The organism is Paenibacillus albiflavus (assembly GCF_004344915.1).
Lineage (GTDB): Bacteria > Bacillota > Bacilli > Paenibacillales > NBRC-103111 > Paenibacillus_AM > Paenibacillus_AM albiflavus.
The window spans coordinates 19,824-38,801 of the sequence record NZ_SKFG01000035.1; the positions used below are offsets into that span (position 1 = coordinate 19,824).

The following is an 18,978-nucleotide window of genomic DNA, read 5'->3' on the forward strand; positions in this document are numbered from 1 at the left end:
TATGATTGGAACTAAATTTTTGTACAATTTAACTTTGATTCACATCATTTTAATGTGGATTTAAGGTTGATAGCCCATGATATATACATAGCTTGATTACATTATTAACAGATAGAGTTTTTGAAAATGGAGGGGATAATAATGACTGAGAATAATCGCAATGATTTCGATGATTTTTTCAAAGATAACAAACCACAAGAACAAGGGACAGATGAGAATAATCAAGGTACTTCATCATCCAATTCAGATGAATCTACCTATTATGCATATGGACCGTATCGCAACTCGCAGGGAGAAACAGGCAGTAAAGATCAACCGATCGATGTAACACCTTTATCCTCTCAAACACATAGCAGTAATAACGAACAAGATGCTGCACCATCACCTAAACCTGAGCGCACATTTGGTTATAGTGATGGAAGAGGGAATACGTCCTCATATACATTGACATCAGGTTCTGGAAATTCATGGACACCTCCGAAGAAACGTTCGATCATGGGTTATTTTTCTGCTTTTGCGGCTGGCGTACTTCTAGTAGGCGGCATGATGTGGGCTGCTGATTATAATAACTGGTTTACGAAAGGTACAGTAGCAGCCACTTACGGATCTTCAAGTCAAAATACAACAGGTTCAAATAATTCTAATGTGAAGCAATCCTCATTAGACACATCTAGACCTGACATTTCAGGCATCGTCGATAAATCATCCAAAGCGGTTGTATTAATCGAGAATATGGTGAAGACCAAACAGTCACAAGGAAACAGCACTAATCCATCATATAATGAATGGTTCAGACAATTCTTGGGCGATCAGACTCCTGACAATTCGCAACAGCAGCCAGAAGAAGACAGCAGCAACCCGGGATATCAGAAACAGGGAATGGGAACAGGATTTATTTTTGAAGACTCTGGATATATTCTGACGAACCAACACGTAATTGACGGAGCAGATCAAGTGTTAGTTACGGTTGAGGGTTATAAGAATCCATTTGTTGCTAAGGTGCTAGGAACTTCTTATGAACTGGACTTAGCATGCTTAAAGATTGAAGGTACAGATCCATTTGCAACATTGCCACTTGGTAATGCCAATGATGCAAAAGTTGGTGATTGGGTAGTCGCTATCGGTAACCCATATGGATTCGATCATACGGTAACAGTCGGTGTGTTAAGTGCCAAGGGACGTCCGATTTCGATTCAAGATCAGAAGGGTACTCGCAAATACGAGAACCTATTCCAAACAGACGCATCGATTAATCCAGGTAACTCTGGAGGACCATTGCTTAATACGCATGGTGAAGTAATTGGTATCAACACAGCGGTTAGCTCGCAAGCACAGGGCATTGGATTTGCGATCCCAACTTCTACTGTCAATGAAGTTATTGATAGCTTGAAGAACAATGTCCAAATTCCGATTCCATACATTGGTGTAACTTTGGGTGAAATTGACAAGGATTGGGCTAATGAATTGAAATTGGACAGTACAGATGGCGCACTTATTGGATCAGTTGAACGTAAGAGTCCTGCTTTTAAAGCTGGCATTCGTCCATACGATGTCGTAGTGGATATTGACGGCCAGAGCATTAAAAATCCGACTGATTTACAAACAGCTGTTAAAAGTCATAAAGTCGGTGACAAGATACAATTCGGAATTATCCGTGACGGTGAGAAGGTTACACTAGCCGTTACGATCGGAGACAAGAACGATTCAGAACAAGCAACTAAATAAATATAGAGATACGCCTCGTAGCGGAATATAGGAAAAGGTTAGAACTTGGGAAGCAAGGCATTAGGGAGGGATTTCCCGAAATGCTTTGCTTCTTTTGGGTTATGCAAGCTCGATTTCCTCTGATGGGGGATTTCTAGTACAATAAGTTTGAAGAGGTGAGAGCATGCGGGAGACAATTATAGTCATTGATGATGATAATAAAATTACTTCGATGTTAAAGAGAGCTTTAGCTTTCGAGGGCTACTCTGTAACGACTGCAGCCAACGGTGCTGAAGGACTTAAGGCCATGCTGACGCAAGATCCAGATCTTATCATTCTGGATGTGATGATGCCGCAAATTGACGGTCTTGAGGTATGTAGACGAATCCGAGAAAGCGGCAGCCAAGTGCCGATAATTATGCTCACTGCCAAAGATGAGATTAGCGATCGTGTACGTGGGCTTGATATGGGTGCAGACGATTATTTGGTGAAGCCATTTGCATTAGAAGAGTTGTTAGCTAGAGTTCGTGTTTCGCTAAGGAGACGAATTGATGTCTCTGCTAAATTGGATACGATTCTAAACTATGAGGATATAAGCTTGAATGTTGAATCGCGTGAAGTTAAGCGTGGAGATCATATGATTGAGTTAACGACCAAAGAATTTGACCTGCTGCATTTTCTTATGCAGAATCCGAATCGGGTATTATCGAAGGACACGATTATGGAGAAAATATGGGGATTTGATTTTAGCGGGGAGTCGAACGTTCTTGAGGTTTATATCGCTCTTCTAAGACAGAAGATGGAGGAGCATGGGTATAAACGCATTATTCAAACGGTTCGCGGAGCGGGCTATGTGCTTAGAGGGGAGTCGTAATTATGTCGATTCGCCTACGCTTAACCTTGTGGTATTCGAATATTTTGGCGATTACACTGCTGATTTTCGGTGTGGGACTTTATTTCTTTCTGGATATTTATATTTATCAAGGGATCAAGAAAGAGCTCTATGTTCAGACTGAAAGTGTGTCTAGACGGATCGATGCCAATGTACAGTTAACGATGAAGGGCTTAAATGTGAAGTTACAACTTTATAATCGGGATCGATACTCGAGTATGCTCTTTCAGGTATACAATTTTACGAATGGAACTGCAAGCCGCTCAGCCCAGCTGACAGAAGCTGATTTGTATTTGCCTATCCCTCAAATACCGGATGAGGTGATGAAAAATCCTGAGCCGCAGAAGACGGGATTTTATGAGGAGGTCCCCTTCTATAATGATGTTCTATTGACTTATAATATTCCAATTCCGATTAAGGATTCCGCTGGCAATACCAAAATAGTCGGCTTATTGCAGGGGGCTCAGTCTATTGGCCTCTACAAGCATTTCTTCCAACTGCTCACGTATGTCTTATTCTTTCTTGCAATCATTTCAATAATGCTTGCTGCCACATTCGGTTGGTTATTATCAAGAAAAGCGCTTAAACCGATTGAGGATATTATTGAATCGGCTGAACAGATCGGTAAAAGCTCGGATTTGGGAAAACGAATCGAATACTATGGCCCGCCTGACGAAGTTGGAAGGCTGACGGAAACGATTAATAGCATGCTTGCACGAATTCAGATCGTGTACTCGGAGCTTGAAGAAGCCTATGCGGCGCAAAGACGATTTGTATCCGATGCTTCGCATGAACTGCGGACTCCTCTAACGACAATTAGAGGCAACGTCGATTTGTTGGAAAAAATGTGGCGTCAGACGCTCCAGCAGTCGCAGCGTACGATTGAACAGGGACAAGAATCAACAGGCAATGGCAGTGATTCAACTCAGATAAGCATGCCAGCATCCGAGCAGCTTGAAATGTCGCTTGAAGCTATGCAGGACATTGCAGGAGAAGCAAAGCGAATGAGTCAGCTCGTCAATGATCTGCTTGCATTAGCGCGTGCAGATGCGGGCTTCCGTATGGAGCTGAAACCAATTGAGCTGAAGCCTTTGGTGGAAGAAGTCGCTCGCAAAGTACAATTCCTGCCGCGTAATGCGACATGGCAGGTTGGCGATTTGCAGGCTCTGGATAAAGCAAAGTATGTGCTCGGCAACGATAATTACTTGCAGCAAATGCTGATGATTTTTATTGAAAATGCTTTTAAATATACACCAAGTGGTTCTGTGGAGCTTGACGCGCTTGAGGGTGATGGTCAAATTGGAATTCGAATATCGGATACGGGGATTGGCATGGATAAAAGCGAAGTTCCTAACATATTCGACCGATTCTATCGTGCTGATATTTCTAGAGGTGTGACTGGCGGAATTGGATTAGGTCTCTCTATTGCCAAATGGATAATTGATGAGCACGGCGGTTCAGTGGAAGTAATTACACGCAAGGATGAAGGGAGCAAATTCATCATTTGGCTACCTTATCTGGATAGGAATCAGCATGCGATCACGGAAATATAGAAACGCACTCCCTTTAAGCACGGCGAAATCGTTTCTACATGGCTAGCTACGATTATCTAGTTGAGCTATAATGAAGGGAGCATACGCTGAAAGCGTATAAAAGTGAATAAGGAGTGGCTCTAATGGAAGTCATCAAAATCTCTCCAAGAGGTTATTGCTATGGCGTAGTAGATGCAATGGCGATTGCCATGCAAACCGCACGTAATCTAAATCTACCACGGCCTATTTATATATTAGGTATGATCGTTCATAACGCGCATGTGACGGAGTTCTTTGAGAATGAAGAGGGCATTATTACATTAGATGGTCCAAATCGGCTTGAAATTCTGGAACAGGTGGATAAAGGTACGGTTATTTTTACAGCGCATGGGGTTTCGCCTGAGGTTCGTGTGCGCGCACTTGAGAAAGGACTCACAGTAGTAGATGCTACGTGCCCAGATGTGACGAAAACACATGATTTAATTCGCGATAAAATTTCTAATGGCTATGAAGTTATCTATATCGGCAAGAAGGGTCATCCTGAGCCAGAAGGCGCTGTAGGCGTAGCACCTGACCATGTTCATTTGATCGAGAAAGAGGAAGAGGTAGAAGCACTGCAATTGAAAGCAGAGCGCATTCTCATTACGAATCAGACGACGATGAGTCAATGGGATATTAAACATACGATGAACAAGCTCTTAGAGCGTTTTCCACAGGCACAAATTCATAATGAAATTTGCCAAGCGACGCAGGTTCGTCAAGAAGCTGTGGCAGAGCAAGCCAAGGAGGCGGATCTCATCATTGTAGTAGGGGATCCGAAGAGCAATAACTCAAATCGTCTAGCGCAGGTCTCTGAAGAGATTGCAGGCGTTAAAGCATATCGTGTAGCGGATGTGACAGAGATTAATCCAGAATGGCTGCTTCATGTTCGCAAAGTTGGTGTGACATCAGGAGCCTCTACACCAACGCCAATCACCAAAGAAGTGATCACATATTTAGAGAATTTTGATCCCAATAATCACAATACATGGCAATACGTCCGCTCCATCAACATGAAGAAGCTTATCCCAGCAGGTAAGCAGAAATAATAACTTAACTGGAATCCTCTCATTCAATATCTGTGAAGGATTCCAGTTTTTTTACCACTATTGGTGACATTCTTGACGAAATACGATAATGGGCGTATATTTACTTTAACACTTAAAAGCCACAAAGCATAAAAGCGTGAAAGTGAGTAAAATAAATATAATAGAATCGATCGGAGAGATGGACAAATGATAGTCGTAACATCAACAAATATTCGAGAAGAACGTTTGCAAGAACTTGTGGGATATATTGAGAAGCACGAAGTAGCTACTCATGTTGTTAAGGGTGAGGATCGGATTGTAATAGGCATCATAGGCAAAGCTGATCCTAAACTGGCAGAACAACTGCGCCAAATGAAAGACGTTATCGAAGTAATCAAAATTTCAAAATCATATAAGCTCGCCTCACGTGAATTCCAACCCGCCAATACGGTTATCTCGATTAAAGGTGTTGAAATCGGCGGCGACCAGCTTGTCGTGATGGGTGGTCCCTGTGCTGTTGAATCAGCTGAACAGATCGATGACATTGCCAGACTCGTTAAAGCGGCAGGGGCTCAAGTTCTGCGCGGAGGAGCATTTAAGCCTCGAACTGGTCCATACAGCTTCCAAGGCGTAGGGGTAGAAGGCTTGCAAATGATGGCTGAAGCAGGCAAGAAGCATAACATCCTGACCATTACGGAAGTCATGACACCTGAATATGTGGATGTATGCGCTGAGTATGCAGATATTCTTCAAGTGGGTACGCGCAATATGCAGAATTTTGACCTGTTGCGTAAGCTTGGTACTATCCAGACCCCTGTCTTGCTGAAACGCGGCTTTAGTGCGACTTATGACGAATTCCTCAATGCGGCTGAGTACATCTTAGCAGGCGGCAACCCGAATGTTATGCTATGTGAGCGTGGGATTCGTACATTTGAGACTTATACACGCAATACCTTAGATCTTGCTGCAATTCCAGTGCTCCAATCATTAAGTCATTTACCTGTGATTTCAGACCCAAGCCATGGAACTGGTCGAAGAGAGCTAGTAGAACCGATGGCTAAAGCTTCTGTTGCTGCTGGCGCCAATGGGCTGATTATCGAAATGCATACAGATCCAGATAACTCCATGACAGGCGATGGCGTACAATCGTTATTTCCAGATCAATTTGCTAAATTGATGCATGATCTTGAACAATTGTCGCCATTATGCGGAAAGAAATTCGATACACCCAAAGAAGCTTTGTCTGTATAGTGTCATATTTCAGATCTCTATTGAAGCTTAGACGTAATCTTGCTATCATAGGAATATTACACATATATATTGGGAGTTGAGAGACATGGATAAACGGGCTTATAATTTCAATGCAGGACCAGCAGCATTGCCTCTAGCTGTACTCGAACGTGCACAGCAGGAATTGGTAGAATATAAGGGAATTGGCATGTCTATTATGGAAATTTCCCATCGCAGCAAAGAGTACGAAGCGTTAAATACAGAAACGCAAGAGCTGTTGAAAGAACTCATGGGCATACCTGATGGCTATCAAATCTTATTCTTGCAAGGTGGAGCATCTTCACAATTCGCGATGATCCCTATGAATTTCTTGAAACCAGGACGAGTAGGAAGTTATGTGCATACAGGTGCTTGGGCGGAGAAAGCGTATAAGGAAGCGAAGCTATTAGGACATGAGGTGCATATTGCAGCTACTTCTGAAGCACATGATTTCATGCAAATTCCAGAGCTTAATGAAATTGAAATCCACCCGGATTCAGCTTATCTACATATTACCTCGAATGAAACCATTGGTGGTACTCAATTCCAGGAATATCCGAACACAGGCAATGTTCCATTAATCGCCGATATGTCTTCTGATATTTTATGCAGACCAGTAGATGTCTCAAAATTCGCAATGATCTATGCAGGAGCACAGAAGAACCTAGGTCCTTCAGGTGTTACGATTGCGATTATTCGTGAAGATTTATTGCAAGATTTACCGAAAAATATCCCAACTATGCTTCGTTATGAGATTCATAGTACAAATAATTCATTATACAATACACCGCCAGTATACTCTGTCTACATGGTTAATCTCGTTCTCAAGTGGATTAAGGAGAATGGTGGCGTAGAGGCAATGGAGCAAACCAACCGCGCCAAAGCGAAGCTGATCTATGATGCAATCGATGAGTCCAAAGGATTCTACATTGGATGCGCAGCTCCAGCAAGTCGCTCTTTGATGAACCTAACCTTCCGTTTAGCATCAGAAGAGCTTGAGAAATCCTTCATTAAACAAGCAGAAGCGGCAGGCTTTGTAGGACTTAAAGGTCATCGCAGTGTTGGCGGCTTACGTGCTTCTGCGTATAATGCAGTACCAATGGAAGCTTGTGAAGCACTTGCTAACTTCATGCGTGACTTCCAGCAGAAGAACAGCTAGTCCGTTACTTCATCAAATCCCTACTAACCTTCTATTGGTCAGTAGGGATTTTTTTAATGGAATGTATGATAAGAAAACGGCTGAAAACAATAATCAGTGCTGATTGCGAACGGCAAATAATTTCCGAATAAGGGAAATTTATTACCGAAAAAGCACCCAAAGTTGCCGCATCGTGGTCAGTAGTATGGTTAAGCGGCACTGGCTGATAGCGAACGTTAATTAATTTCCGATAAAGCGGCAATTTATGTGAATAAGCTCTTTATTGATTTCAATGTCATTGTGTAATACGATACATATAGAGGTGAATAAGCATCATGGCATTTCATATTGTTTTAGTAGAACCAGAAATTCCGGCGAACACGGGTAATATTGCAAGAACCTGTGCAGCGACAGGAGCTCATTTGCATCTCGTGCATCCACTTGGCTTCAATACGGATGACAAGACGCTTAAGCGTGCTGGATTAGATTACTGGCACTCAGTCAAGCTTGAATATCATAATTCTTTCGATGAAGTAGTGGAGAAATACGCAGGAAACCGTTTCTTCATGGCAACAACCAAAGCGTCCAAAAGGCATTCGGATTTTGAATATCGAGATGGAGACTTTTTTGTATTTGGTAAAGAAACGAAGGGATTGCCTAAATCCATACTAGAGGCTTATCCCGATACATTAATTAGGCTGCCCATGTCAGATGCGGTAAGATCGTTAAATTTGTCGAATTCAGCCGCAATTATCGTCTATGAAGCACTAAGACAGATTGACTTCCCGGGACTGGATTAAATCGTATATTTAACTAAATTTAGTCATTTAGTCCTTATTTTTGCTCAAGAAAACTCCTTATTTCAAAATTTATCATATAAAGTTTTATTGAATATTCAGTATTAAGGAGGAATTTTCAGAAATATGGCGAACTAAGATTGTGATTAGAAAAAGCTGAAGAAAAATTCGCACTCTTTCATTCAGAGAGAGAATGCTTCTACTTTTGACATTAATCGACATATTTTTGTAATTGAGGTGAATGGTCATGATGAAACCAGCTGGTGTAGTACGGAAGGTGGATCAATTAGGAAGAATTGTCCTGCCTAAATCTTTACGCAAGCGGTATCAAATGAATGAAGGCGATCCAGTAGAAATTTTGGTACAAGGTGACCACATTATTTTGGAAAGATATCGTCCCAAATGTGTTTTCTGTGGAGCTATGAACGGCGTAAGTGAATTTAAGGATCGTCATATTTGCTCAGTATGCTTGACCCAAATGAATTCACTTAGAGAACGAGCTTAGAAGTTCCTCGATGGATGGCGGTACCATGTTTTGTATAATTGAATCTTAGCGGATTCCCTTTAGAACCGGCTCCCCTATCCAATAAGGATCAGAGAAGCCGGTTCTTTTGGCATATATAACAAAAACAGGCTATGAATCTCGGGTAGGAGATCATAGCCTGCTCGTGCTCGCGATTTACAATCCAGCTGTCTTATCGTCGTTATAAGATGAAGTCAGAATTGCAGTAACGAATATAATTAATACGGTAAGTCCAATCCAGAAAGCTGCTGACATTGTCATACACCTCACAACATGGTATAAAGATAGATTAATTATACCCAAACCATAACCAAAAGAAAATGAAAGATTCCGAATAAACTGTGACATTTTTACTTGAAGAAAAGGAAGTGTGAGGCAGCTGGCTTGGCTTTGCCTTCAGCGGGAAGATTCATCATTTCATCATTCCATATTAAGGTTGAGGCTCCAGCTCCATCAAGGTTATACGCGTTCTTCACACCAAGACTAACTAATTTATCCTGCAATTCAGCTAATGTTGCACCTGCATTCGGGTCCTTTTCATCGCCATCGATCACAAGAAATAGCAATTGTTGATCTTCAAAGCTGGCAATAACAGTTCGCGCTGAGCGCTTCGTTGTTGGCCCTAATTCACTTGAGATCGTTACTTTCTGCTTGTTCTGTATCAGGATTGGACCTGCCGTCACACCGAATAGGGGTTCAAGCTTCTCGATATCGGTTTGATTCTGATAAGCGCTGCCCACTAATTGAAGCTTCGAATTTAAGCCAATAAAAATAGGATTACTCATGGCTGGCATCAAATTCGTATGAAACTGTTTATCAGTTACAATCGTCCCTACAGGGTGCTTGCTAGTTTTATTCTCGATATAGCCGCCAGCGTTCACGCCAACAACCGCTTGTAATCTGTTTACGGCTTGCTGCGTCGTCTCTAATTCCCCGACCTGATCCTTGCTTAACACGACCCGCATCGCTTGATCTGATTTGAGTCTAACCTTCATAGCATAGCCTGTATACTTGCCCTCATTCAGGACAAATAGCTTTAAATCCAGATTCTCAGATGCCTCATGTCTAACCGTACGTCCAAGCTTTGAAGTAATTCGGCCATCGATAATGGACTCTGGCAATGCTGCACTAGCTGCAGCAATCTGAAGCATGTTCCTTGATTCGAGCGCGCTCGCTTCGTATATCGGCTTGTAATCGTCAAGAAGTGATTTGCTATTCGTCACTTTGACCGTAATATCGTCCAGCTTTTTTTCTAATTCAGCCGTATCGAGCTTAATTGGCGTATTATCCACAGAGGTATTCATTGCAGGTACCTCTATTTGTAAATTGACATACATGAGCCAAATGAGCATACCGATGAATGGAGCTATACATAACAGCATTAACCGATTTAAAGCCTGAACTTTATTCATTATTTCAGCACATCCAGCTTAGCCTTCAGTTCTTCAAGCTGTGTTCGAAGTTCTGTTAGCTGTGTATATAATTGATTGGGTTTATCCGTTTGAGGCGCGTTATTGTCACTTGTAAATGCAAGCAATTCGCTCAGTGAGTTCACCTTGGCTTCAAGCTGGCTTATTTTGGCTTGTACATCCGTTTGAAGTGTAGCTACCTGCTCTTGATAATTTGCTTGTATTTGTTTAAGCTGCAGCTCGTTCTGACGAGAAATGTCTGTAACGATCTGATTCTTAAGCAATTGCGTATAGAAGATGGCTGCAGCTATCCCACTTAGAATGAGGATAACCCAGATTGTGAAAAAAACGCGATATGTACTCTTCTTCTTCCCTTTACTCATAGATTTGGACTTGCCTGTTATGTGATCAACTTGCACAGAACCTATGGGAGTATTTATCATCGTTTCGTCACCTCGTCAAATATTTCGACAGCGAAGCTGCAATTGGTAGTCCCTTGCACTAGTATACACTAAGTCAAAATATGAAAACAAAATGACTTTGGAACTAGATTCCCGTGAAAAATGTAGAAAAAGTGAACATGGTCAGGTGGATTCGTCATGAAAATGTTGGGTAATGGTTACATTATAGGAGTCTCATATAGGCTTATAAGCGACATGTGAGTTTGAATAAGGTGGAAAGGGATGAGATGATGAGTAAACAGCAGGAGAATGAAAGGCTGAATACATCCATTACAAATGCAGAAACAGAAGCAGAAAGCAGAGCGAAAGCTATGAGTGAACAGGACGAAGAGGAGCTTGCCCTACTTGCTGCTGACCTGCAAGAGACCGAAAATATTAGCGAATAAAGTTAGATTAGCGTAAATCACAGGCGATGACCGAGACGACGTCTGCGAACGTCGTCGTTAGAGCTGCTTCGCCCTCCGGCAAGAGGGCGTAAACACCACGCTGGTGTCGAGCGAACCAGCCATAGGCATTGCGCTGCATAATCGCTGCTGCGCCAGCGCAGCCCGTGCGCTCCCTCAGCTCACGCAGGCTGAGGGGCCCATGCTGCGCCAGCGCCGCGGCGCACAGCAGCGCGCGCTCACGGTAAGCGGTGACCTGCCGCTTACCGCCTGGAGAGCCGCCCACGTTGAAGTCACCGTGGCGGCTCTCAAACTCGGCCGCCAGCCGTTCGGCGGCCTTCTTGCTCACGCGCACCCGCTTCGCAGGGGTGCGCGCTGCGTCACCCGCCACGTCTTCGCGCCGCGGCGGGTGACAGACCACCTCGACGAGCGGTTCCCGTCTCGTCTTATAGAATCGGACTGTCATAAGCCCCAGTCCGAGCAGCTCACACAGGCGGCGCACCTCACCCCAGCTCAGGCGGTGAGGTGCTCTGCCTTTATTGGGCAATTCGATCGCGACATAGACGCGATCTGTAAGCCGCTGCCGATCGATGCCCTGAACAAGCAGGGGGATTGTAAAACTGCGCTTGAGCTCCACGACCACAAGCTCGTTCCCTTGTACGGCTACGAGGTCGCAATGCTTGACCTCGCCGCGCACCTCATATCCACGTGAAATCCAGTATTTCTTCACAGGTTCATATAGTTCAGTTTCCGATTGTATCGCCATGGATGCTGCTCCTTTAACGTGATCCGCAGTTTGACTTCCTTAATAAGCACGAAATCCGATGCATGTTATGCTTCTAGCATTATAACATAACAGACTTGCCTTAATCGGTCATAATAAAACTTGACAGGAAGAAACGGTTTCATCGTCCTTAAAGGCAGTTGCGTTTCTAAAGGTATTCCTTAGAATTTATGACACTAAGGTTTTAAATTCTGGAATACGCAAAAATTCGCGAAACTATAGCCCTCTACGCGCATAGGTATGTAGTACACCTTCCGAAGAAGATAGCTTTCATTCGGAAAGCTAATGGCAAATGCTTGTAGGAGGTTTCCCCATGGATATTTTTAAACGAATTGCTGAATATCGTGATGAGAAAGAAAAGCTGGCATGGACAGGTACATTCGCAGAGTACATCGAGCTTGTTCGTCAGAATCCTCATTTGACCATGTCAGCTCATTCGCGTGTATATGAGATGATCGCATCACATGGCGAATATGAGGAGAATGGGCAGCGGCGATATAAATTTTTTGATCAAGAGATATTTGGTCTGGACCGCTCGGTTGAGAAGCTTATCGAAGAGTATTTTCATTCGGCTGCGCGCCGCCTCGATGTTCGCAAACGGATTCTACTATTGATGGGTCCAGTGAGCGGAGGGAAATCGACGATTGTCACGATGCTTAAGCGTGGATTAGAAGCATTCTCCAGAACGGACCGAGGCGCTGTCTATGCGATTAAAGGCTGTCCGATGCACGAAGATCCATTCCATCTTATTCCACAGGAACTTCGGGCTGAAATCGAACAAGAATTAGGAATACGAATCGAAGGTACGCTCTGTCCATCCTGCCAGATGCGTCTTCGCAATGAATACCACGATGAGATTAGGCTTGTAGAGGTTGAAAGGGTACTGATTTCGGAAGAGTCCCGCATAGGGATTGGTACGTTCTCACCGTCTGATCCCAAATCGCAGGATATTGCGGATTTAACGGGATCGATAGATTTCTCCACGATTACAGAATTTGGGTCAGAATCTGATCCACGCGCGTATCGATTTGATGGTGAGCTGAATAAGGCAAATCGGGGCATAATGGAATTCCAAGAAATGCTCAAGTGTGATGAGAAATTTCTATGGAACTTGCTGTCACTGACGCAGGAGGGGAATTTTAAAGCAGGCAGGTTCGCGCTTATTTCAGCGGATGAATACGTTGTGCCATGATTATACCAAAGATTTGCCCCCCAAAATATCAGCTCGTAACTTAGGTTTTAAAATAAACTTCGCTTCTCTTCTTCCCTTACCTTTTTCAATCACTTCAACAATCGCGTGATCAAACACTGCTCTTAAAATATTATTCTTACTTGTTTTATTGTCACTTGAGTGATAAGCCTTCAGCACAGTAGATATATTCTTTTGTACCTGTTGAATATTTATCTCTCTCTTTTTATCTACTTTTACACCTGTATATAATTTTTCTAGCTCGTCCACTTCATTAAGTTCTTTTTCTATAGCTGATTTTCTTGATTGAAATGTTTCGTCATCATACGTACGATCTTCATATTTTTCATAAATAAAATCCATCCGTTTTTTAAGATTGCTACGACGGGTAACAAGACTATCCATCATCTCAATACGATTACGTTCTAATATTTCTTTGTCATCGTTGTTCGCGCTATTTTCAATGTATGTTCTAAGCTTGTCAGCATCAAGCGTCTCCAATACTTCTAATACTTTTAAAAGCTGTGACTCGACGGAACGATATTTAAGGAATGTACATCCTGGTTCCTTACACCACAAGAATTCCTTTTCATATATTGATTCAGATCCATCTGTACGTTGATAATGCTGCACACTGAATTGTCTAATCATACGGCGGCCACACGTCGAACAGATCACGAGTCCTGCCAATTCGCAAGGTGAAAAGTCAAGTTTTGTTCGTGGTTTGTGTCTGCTAGCTTGATCTTTCTCCATTGCTTTCGAGAATAAATCTTCATCTACAACTTTAGGGCTATAAATAATAATAGGATCCTGTCCTTTAGGCTGGAATCGATGAATACCAATATTTCGCTCATGAGTGATTAGGCGTCTTAACATCATAGGATGCCATTCATTACTTCCCTCTGGGGTGAGGATATTTGTATGTCGTTTAAGAAAAGTAGCAAGCGCACGATAAGATACGTCACGTAATTCTCCTTGATTTTTAAAGTCAGGCACACCATACACATAATACAAGTAAATTTGTTTCATATCCGCTGATTCTTTTTCATGCAAGTCTAGAAAACCAGTGCTTGAATCATAAATGAAGCAATATGGAGCAGCTCCTGAAACCCATTTCCCGGCAAGTGCTGCTGTAATTCTTCCGCCCATTAATCGCTCACGTGTAGTCTCAAATTCTTCCCGAGACATGAATAGTTCAAAACGAATTTGACGTAAATCAGCAGGATTTGAAGGGTCATATACGCGGTATGGAGTGATAATGAAAATATTCAAGTCAATGATCAGATCATAAATAATCCCCATATCAGTATAAGAACCACGACCCATACGAGATATTTCCTTGACAGCAATAGCTTGATATTTTCTTGAACGCAAATCTTCTATTACTTTTTGAAAAACAGGGCGTGTGCTAATCTTGTCACCGCTACCTATCTCACTGACTTGATCATAAGGAATACCATAGCCGCTTAAAACTCTATCCATTAAGTCAGCTTGATTCTTAAGCGTATCTTCCCCAGTTTTCTTTTCATATTCTTCGTCAGCACGGGATCGGCGCAAATAGTTGATTATTGCTTCAACACCAAGCTCAATTAGTCGTTTAGCATCAAGATGCATGCCCATTCTCCTTTGGTTATTTCTTTTGGTTTTTTTCATTTATAATAGCACATACCAAAGGAACTGAACAAATTACAATAGTGTAGAATTATTTCAATATTTTTTATTTGTTAATTTTTTATTGTTTATTTCTCGTTTAACATTTAATCCAATGTATGATGGTATTGTCAGCAGGTTATGAAATACCAGCTGTAGCCCGTCCGTAACTGACCGATGGCAACGGAAATTAGGTAGCACCTTTTACGGATAAACTTTTTTTCTCATAACCCCTTACTCGGCCACTTCAAATGGAGTGGCTACTTTTTTTTATAAATTAAAATGAGGTGATTTCATTGTTATATATTGCTAATTGGGATGAGGTAGCAAAGTTGATTCTTCAAAGCAATGGAGCTACGGATGAACAAGTGAAGATGATATACATAAAAGATGGTAAGGTGAACGTAGAGACTGAATCTCAGAAATAAGAGGTAAATGCTTCATCATGTCGAAGTATGGCATGAGGAGGTGATCAATACGGTTTGGAATAAATCAGGATACCATGATACATTTACTAAACAACAGATGATAATCATGGATCAAACTAGAAAGCAGAATGAAGAACGAAAAAAAGCTGAAAAGAAGACTGTAAAAGAGCAGGCATCTAAGTAAGCGAAAGCACCCAAGTGGTGCTTTTTCTTTTCTAGTCACTCAATCGAGTAGCTTTTTATTATTCCTAGTGGTGGTTAAAATGTACCCTCTACTGGTGGTCAAATAGCCCCCTCTAGACACTCATATTAATTTTGCTAGGGGTGGTCATTTAGCCCCCACTAGTGGTGGTCATTTGACCCCCCAAGAAAGAAAAAAGAAATATATATATAAATATATATACTATCTATGTCGAACATTCTGTTCTACATGATGTTATAAAAATAGATTCAAAGTCACTCTTAAACTGAGTGGCTTATTTTATTTTAGAAAGGATTGATGAATATGAAACCAACTAAGAAATCAGGTAAGGCAATTGTTCAGTTTATTCAGTACATATCCGGAATTCATCGAGTATTTCATATCTATTATGGGTATGGATACAAGATACCACTCATGAATATCGCATACTTTCATAAGCAGACCTTCGGTATAAAACATGGATTCAAGAAGATTAACAGGGAACTGTATCATAACTGCACTATTACTGGGATCTACTGATGAAGCTTATCACATGGCTCATTAAGATAACCAAGAACAGATCGGCACTGATATCACGTAATCGAAAGGAGCGTAGAGCAAGATGATTTGCGTTTGTTCAAATGGAATGCAGCTCACTAGAGAACAGATCGATGCTATAAGCAACATGTTGGCTAAAGTAAGGGAACAGATTGTTAATCTCGCTGAAGCTGTGATCAATGTATTCAAGATGATTGCAGAGCGAATTGATTGGTCGAAGATCAGTCCTTTGCTATATGCCAACCCTAAGAAGAAACGACAGCGTAAGAAACACCAGAGAAAGCTAGAGCGCCTATTGGTTAGTCAGGTATTAGATAGGAGCCCGATGAGGAAAGTAATTCGGAGTCATTGTTGATAACAATTCACTGTCCGTTCATACAAGCTCTTAACAGGCTTACAGAACGTTTGTTCTATTCGAATGATAGATTGGTCGTCTTAAGTATATAAAACGCTGTGGTGATGTCTTCTAGGCTTTCAACGGGTCCTCCCAGACAAAAGTTTTAGTGCGGGTGCTTGCGAGCCCGAAATAGCTCTAGATTTATTTTTAAAAAATTACTTCCGCTTCCGTTTGCCATGTCTGCAAATATAGCGGTTTTTATTTTTTACTTCGAATTAAGTCTATAAATTTTAGTGAGCAAATTTGAATAATCAAAGCGGAAGTAGAGGTGAGACGATGGCAAAGAAAAAAACGGAAGTTAATCCACTGCACGAGTTAGAAATTCAGACAGGCGAGCTTGCTGCCATCGTCGGCAAATCTACTCGCTGGATTCGTCAAATAACGAGTGACGGAGTTTTGAAACAGGTTGGCAGAGGTAAATATATTCTCGGCGACGCAGTTCAAGCGTATATCGAGCATGCTTCTGGCGGTAAAGAAGAAGATAACAAGCCGCGCTTTATCGATGAAAAGACAGAACATGAGCGTATCAAAAAGGAAAAGGCAGCACTTGAGCTTGAAGAAATGCGCGGGGAACTGCACCGGGCAGAGGATGTTCAGGCGGTTATGAATGATATGCTTGCAGCGTTTCGTCAAAAGATACTCGCGATCCCCACAAAACTGGCACCTCAGATTGCTGGAAACGGTGAAGTGAATGTCGTTAAGGGGATGTTAACTTCTGCCCTGCATGAAGCTCTGACAGAACTGTCCGATTATAACCCGGAAACGTTCCGTGAAGAACGTCAAAGGGATGGTGGCGATGAGGAAAGCTGAAACAAAGACGATTGATCTATTCCGTCGAATTGCCAAGATGCTTGCCCCTCCTCCTGACCTTAAGGTGTCTGAATGGGCAGACCAAAATAGACGCTTATCATCCGAAGCATCAGCAGAACCAGGACAATGGAGAACGGACAGGGCTCCATATCAGAGGGATATCATGGATGCCGTAAATGATGACGAATGCGAAACAGTTGTCGTTATGTCCTCTGCACAGGTGGGGAAGACGGAGATCATTCTCAATACCATCGGATATTATGTGCATCAGGATCCTGCTCCAGTTATGCTTGTGCAACCTACGCTCGACCTCGCGCAAGCATTTTCCAAAGATCGGTTAGCCCCGATGCTACGTGACTCTCCTGTACTTAAAAGCAAGATTAAGGAGACAAAGAGCCGCGACAGTGGAAACACCCTGCTTCACAAGACTTTCCCTGGTGGACATATAACAATGGCAGGAGCAAACTCACCTGCGTCCCTCGCCAGTCGTCCTATTCGTATTGTGCTATTGGACGAGGTTGACCGTTATCCGGTGTCGGCTGGGACAGAGGGAGACCCCGTTTCACTTGTAACAAAACGGTCTACAACCTTCTTTAACCGGAAGCGGATCATGGTTAGTACTCCAACGATCAAAGGCGTATCTCGGATAGAAGAAGCATTCGAAAACAGTAGCATGGAACATTGGAACCTACCATGTCCAAGCTGTGGCGAGCTTCAGCGACTCAAGTGGGCTCAAATTGACTTTGATTACGATAAGGAGACAAAGACCTGTAAAAGGGTAGAGCATGCCTGTCATGCTTGTGGTTCCTTGCATAGTGAGCAGGAGTGGAAATCAGGTATTGGTGAGTGGGTTGCCGAAAAAGACAACCGAAAGGTGCGTGGTTTCCACCTTAACGAGATGGCTAGCCCGTGGAAGCGGTGGGAAGAGATTGTTGAGGATCACCAAGAAGCTGTGCGTGGTGGACCAGAAAAACTGAAAGTGTGGACCAATACTTCTCTTGGCGAGACATGGGAGGAACAAGGCGACCAACTAGAAGAGGACGATCTCATTAACCGCGGTGAGATTTATAACGGTACTGATGTCCCTGATGGAGTACTCATATTAACGGCAGCGGTTGACGTACAGGATGACCGATTTGAGGTCGAAGTGCTGGGATGGGGTATTGGGAAAGAATCTTGGGGAATCCAATATCAAGTACTCTATGGCGATCTCAAGCAGCCGCAAGTCTGGAATGATCTTGATTCTTTCCTCTCACGGATATGGACGAACAAGGACGGTAAAAGGTTCGGCATTGCTTGCACATGCATGGACTCTGGCGGTCACTTTACGACTGATGTATATCGCTTCTGTGCAGCACGTGAAGCACGAAAAATATATGCGATTAAGGGACAAGGCGCTGATCCAGGTCAATATGTTCCATTTCTTAACGGCCATTCTCGTACACCACGGGAAAAGGCCGTTTTGTTTAGACTTGGAGTCGATGAGGGAAAAGCAAACGTGGTGTCTCGCTTACGAATTACAGAAGTTGGACCAGGTTACTGTCACTTCCCGACTGACCGCGGATACAACGAGCAGTATTTCCAAGGTCTGACGGCTGAGAAGCTGGTCACACGCTTTAGGATGGGTGTCCGGTATCAGGTATGGGTAAAGGTCAGACAGCGAAATGAACCGCTGGACTTACGGGTTTACAATACAGCAGCACTCGAAATAATTAATCCTGACTTTGAAAAGCTCTCGACCAATAGCCGTGACGTTACAAGACAGCAGCCACGTCGTCGAGTGATTAGCAACGGAATTTAGAAAGG

General features: G+C 42.7%; 17 protein-coding genes and 1 pseudogene. 14 read left to right on the top strand and 4 right to left on the bottom strand.

The genetic code is table 11. From position 1 onward, the window contains the following. Positions 1-141 precede the first annotated feature (141 nt). The 8 genes from E0485_RS21635 to E0485_RS21670 all read left to right on the top strand — a co-directional run bounded on the left by E0485_RS21635 (position 142) and on the right by E0485_RS21670 (position 8,904). Positions 142-1,725: a S1C family serine protease gene (locus tag E0485_RS21635; RefSeq protein WP_132420158.1), complete on the top strand. Its 1,584-nt coding sequence runs from the start codon at positions 142-144 to the stop codon at positions 1,723-1,725. Between the two features lie 163 nt (positions 1,726-1,888). After that, on the top strand, positions 1,889-2,578 hold the full coding sequence (locus tag E0485_RS21640; RefSeq protein ID WP_132420159.1) for a response regulator transcription factor: 690 nt from the start codon (positions 1,889-1,891) through the stop codon (positions 2,576-2,578). 2 nt (positions 2,579-2,580) lie between these two features. Further along, on the top strand, positions 2,581-4,149 hold the full coding sequence (locus E0485_RS21645) for a sensor histidine kinase (RefSeq protein WP_132420160.1): 1,569 nt from the start codon (positions 2,581-2,583) through the stop codon (positions 4,147-4,149). A gap of 122 nt (positions 4,150-4,271) precedes the next feature. Beyond that, a complete protein-coding gene (locus E0485_RS21650; RefSeq protein ID WP_132420161.1) occupies positions 4,272-5,216 on the top strand; it encodes a 4-hydroxy-3-methylbut-2-enyl diphosphate reductase in 945 nt (314 codons plus the stop codon). A gap of 186 nt (positions 5,217-5,402) precedes the next feature. Further along, positions 5,403-6,446, top strand: a complete 1,044-nt coding sequence (aroF, locus tag E0485_RS21655; RefSeq protein WP_132420162.1) for a 3-deoxy-7-phosphoheptulonate synthase — start codon at positions 5,403-5,405, stop codon at positions 6,444-6,446. An 85-nt stretch (positions 6,447-6,531) separates the two neighbouring features. Further along, positions 6,532-7,623 (top strand): 3-phosphoserine/phosphohydroxythreonine transaminase, encoded by a 1,092-nt coding sequence (gene serC, locus E0485_RS21660; protein ID WP_132420163.1) that lies wholly within the window; start codon positions 6,532-6,534, stop codon positions 7,621-7,623. A 314-nt stretch (positions 7,624-7,937) separates the two neighbouring features. Further along, positions 7,938-8,402 (top strand): tRNA (uridine(34)/cytosine(34)/5-carboxymethylaminomethyluridine(34)-2'-O)-methyltransferase TrmL, encoded by a 465-nt coding sequence (trmL, locus tag E0485_RS21665; RefSeq protein WP_132420164.1) that lies wholly within the window; start codon positions 7,938-7,940, stop codon positions 8,400-8,402. 247 nt (positions 8,403-8,649) lie between these two features. Beyond that, entirely contained in the window at positions 8,650-8,904 is a 255-nt protein-coding gene (locus E0485_RS21670) for an AbrB/MazE/SpoVT family DNA-binding domain-containing protein (protein WP_132420193.1), read from the top strand. Between the two features lie 368 nt (positions 8,905-9,272). On the opposite strand, the gene E0485_RS21675 is transcribed toward E0485_RS21670, so the two are convergent. After that, positions 9,273-10,334, bottom strand: coding sequence for a phosphodiester glycosidase family protein (locus tag E0485_RS21675; RefSeq protein ID WP_132420165.1), 1,062 nt, complete (start codon positions 10,332-10,334; stop codon positions 9,273-9,275). Beyond that, positions 10,334-10,774: a hypothetical protein gene (locus tag E0485_RS21680; protein WP_132420166.1), complete on the bottom strand. Its 441-nt coding sequence runs from the start codon at positions 10,772-10,774 to the stop codon at positions 10,334-10,336. The genes E0485_RS21675 and E0485_RS21680 overlap by 1 nt, the downstream gene beginning before the upstream one ends. 245 nt (positions 10,775-11,019) lie before the next feature. On the opposite strand from E0485_RS21680, the gene E0485_RS25235 reads away from it, so the two are divergent. Then, positions 11,020-11,178, top strand: coding sequence for a hypothetical protein (locus E0485_RS25235; RefSeq protein ID WP_165921259.1), 159 nt, complete (start codon positions 11,020-11,022; stop codon positions 11,176-11,178). Positions 11,179-11,185: 7 nt separating this feature from the next. On the opposite strand, the gene E0485_RS21685 is transcribed toward E0485_RS25235, so the two are convergent. Then, on the bottom strand, positions 11,186-11,941 hold the full coding sequence (locus E0485_RS21685) for a DUF2161 family putative PD-(D/E)XK-type phosphodiesterase (protein ID WP_132420167.1): 756 nt from the start codon (positions 11,939-11,941) through the stop codon (positions 11,186-11,188). A gap of 331 nt (positions 11,942-12,272) precedes the next feature. Between E0485_RS21685 and E0485_RS21690 the strand changes: the two are divergent. Further along, positions 12,273-13,145, top strand: a pseudogene (locus tag E0485_RS21690) (protein prkA); the annotation flags it as partial. 6 nt (positions 13,146-13,151) lie between these two features. Here E0485_RS21690 and E0485_RS21695 read toward each other — a convergent pair. After that, positions 13,152-14,762 carry a recombinase family protein gene (locus E0485_RS21695; protein WP_132420168.1) on the bottom strand — a complete coding sequence of 537 codons (1,611 nt, stop codon included), beginning with the start codon at positions 14,760-14,762 and terminating at the stop codon, positions 13,152-13,154. A 471-nt stretch (positions 14,763-15,233) separates the two neighbouring features. On the opposite strand from E0485_RS21695, the gene E0485_RS25240 reads away from it, so the two are divergent. The 4 genes from E0485_RS25240 to E0485_RS21710 all read left to right on the top strand — a co-directional run bounded on the left by E0485_RS25240 (position 15,234) and on the right by E0485_RS21710 (position 18,973). Further along, positions 15,234-15,410, top strand: coding sequence for a hypothetical protein (locus tag E0485_RS25240; protein ID WP_165921260.1), 177 nt, complete (start codon positions 15,234-15,236; stop codon positions 15,408-15,410). A 619-nt stretch (positions 15,411-16,029) separates the two neighbouring features. Beyond that, the gene (locus E0485_RS21700) at positions 16,030-16,320 is read left to right on the top strand and encodes a hypothetical protein (protein WP_132420169.1); all 291 of its coding nucleotides are present in this window, start codon (positions 16,030-16,032) and stop codon (positions 16,318-16,320) included. 318 nt (positions 16,321-16,638) lie between these two features. Then, positions 16,639-17,172, top strand: coding sequence for a hypothetical protein (locus E0485_RS21705; RefSeq protein ID WP_132420170.1), 534 nt, complete (start codon positions 16,639-16,641; stop codon positions 17,170-17,172). Continuing rightward, positions 17,159-18,973, top strand: coding sequence for a phage terminase large subunit family protein (locus E0485_RS21710; RefSeq protein WP_132420171.1), 1,815 nt, complete (start codon positions 17,159-17,161; stop codon positions 18,971-18,973). Before E0485_RS21705 ends, E0485_RS21710 begins: the two co-directional genes overlap by 14 nt. Positions 18,974-18,978: the final 5 nt, after the last annotated feature.

Coding starts and splice junctions, on each gene's coding strand:
- E0485_RS21635 (WP_132420158.1), top strand. CDS start 142: ATGACTGAGAATAATCGCAATGATTTCGATGATTTTTTCAAAGATAAC.
- E0485_RS21640 (WP_132420159.1), top strand. CDS start 1,889: ATGCGGGAGACAATTATAGTCATTGATGATGATAATAAAATTACTTCG.
- E0485_RS21645 (WP_132420160.1), top strand. CDS start 2,581: ATGTCGATTCGCCTACGCTTAACCTTGTGGTATTCGAATATTTTGGCG.
- E0485_RS21650 (WP_132420161.1), top strand. CDS start 4,272: ATGGAAGTCATCAAAATCTCTCCAAGAGGTTATTGCTATGGCGTAGTA.
- aroF (WP_132420162.1), top strand. CDS start 5,403: ATGATAGTCGTAACATCAACAAATATTCGAGAAGAACGTTTGCAAGAA.
- serC (WP_132420163.1), top strand. CDS start 6,532: ATGGATAAACGGGCTTATAATTTCAATGCAGGACCAGCAGCATTGCCT.
- trmL (WP_132420164.1), top strand. CDS start 7,938: ATGGCATTTCATATTGTTTTAGTAGAACCAGAAATTCCGGCGAACACG.
- E0485_RS21670 (WP_132420193.1), top strand. CDS start 8,650: ATGAAACCAGCTGGTGTAGTACGGAAGGTGGATCAATTAGGAAGAATT.
- E0485_RS21675 (WP_132420165.1), bottom strand. CDS start 10,334: ATGAATAAAGTTCAGGCTTTAAATCGGTTAATGCTGTTATGTATAGCT.
- E0485_RS21680 (WP_132420166.1), bottom strand. CDS start 10,774: ATGATAAATACTCCCATAGGTTCTGTGCAAGTTGATCACATAACAGGC.
- E0485_RS25235 (WP_165921259.1), top strand. CDS start 11,020: ATGATGAGTAAACAGCAGGAGAATGAAAGGCTGAATACATCCATTACA.
- E0485_RS21685 (WP_132420167.1), bottom strand. CDS start 11,941: ATGGCGATACAATCGGAAACTGAACTATATGAACCTGTGAAGAAATAC.
- E0485_RS21695 (WP_132420168.1), bottom strand. CDS start 14,762: ATGCATCTTGATGCTAAACGACTAATTGAGCTTGGTGTTGAAGCAATA.
- E0485_RS25240 (WP_165921260.1), top strand. CDS start 15,234: ATGCTTCATCATGTCGAAGTATGGCATGAGGAGGTGATCAATACGGTT.
- E0485_RS21700 (WP_132420169.1), top strand. CDS start 16,030: ATGATTTGCGTTTGTTCAAATGGAATGCAGCTCACTAGAGAACAGATC.
- E0485_RS21705 (WP_132420170.1), top strand. CDS start 16,639: ATGGCAAAGAAAAAAACGGAAGTTAATCCACTGCACGAGTTAGAAATT.
- E0485_RS21710 (WP_132420171.1), top strand. CDS start 17,159: ATGAGGAAAGCTGAAACAAAGACGATTGATCTATTCCGTCGAATTGCC.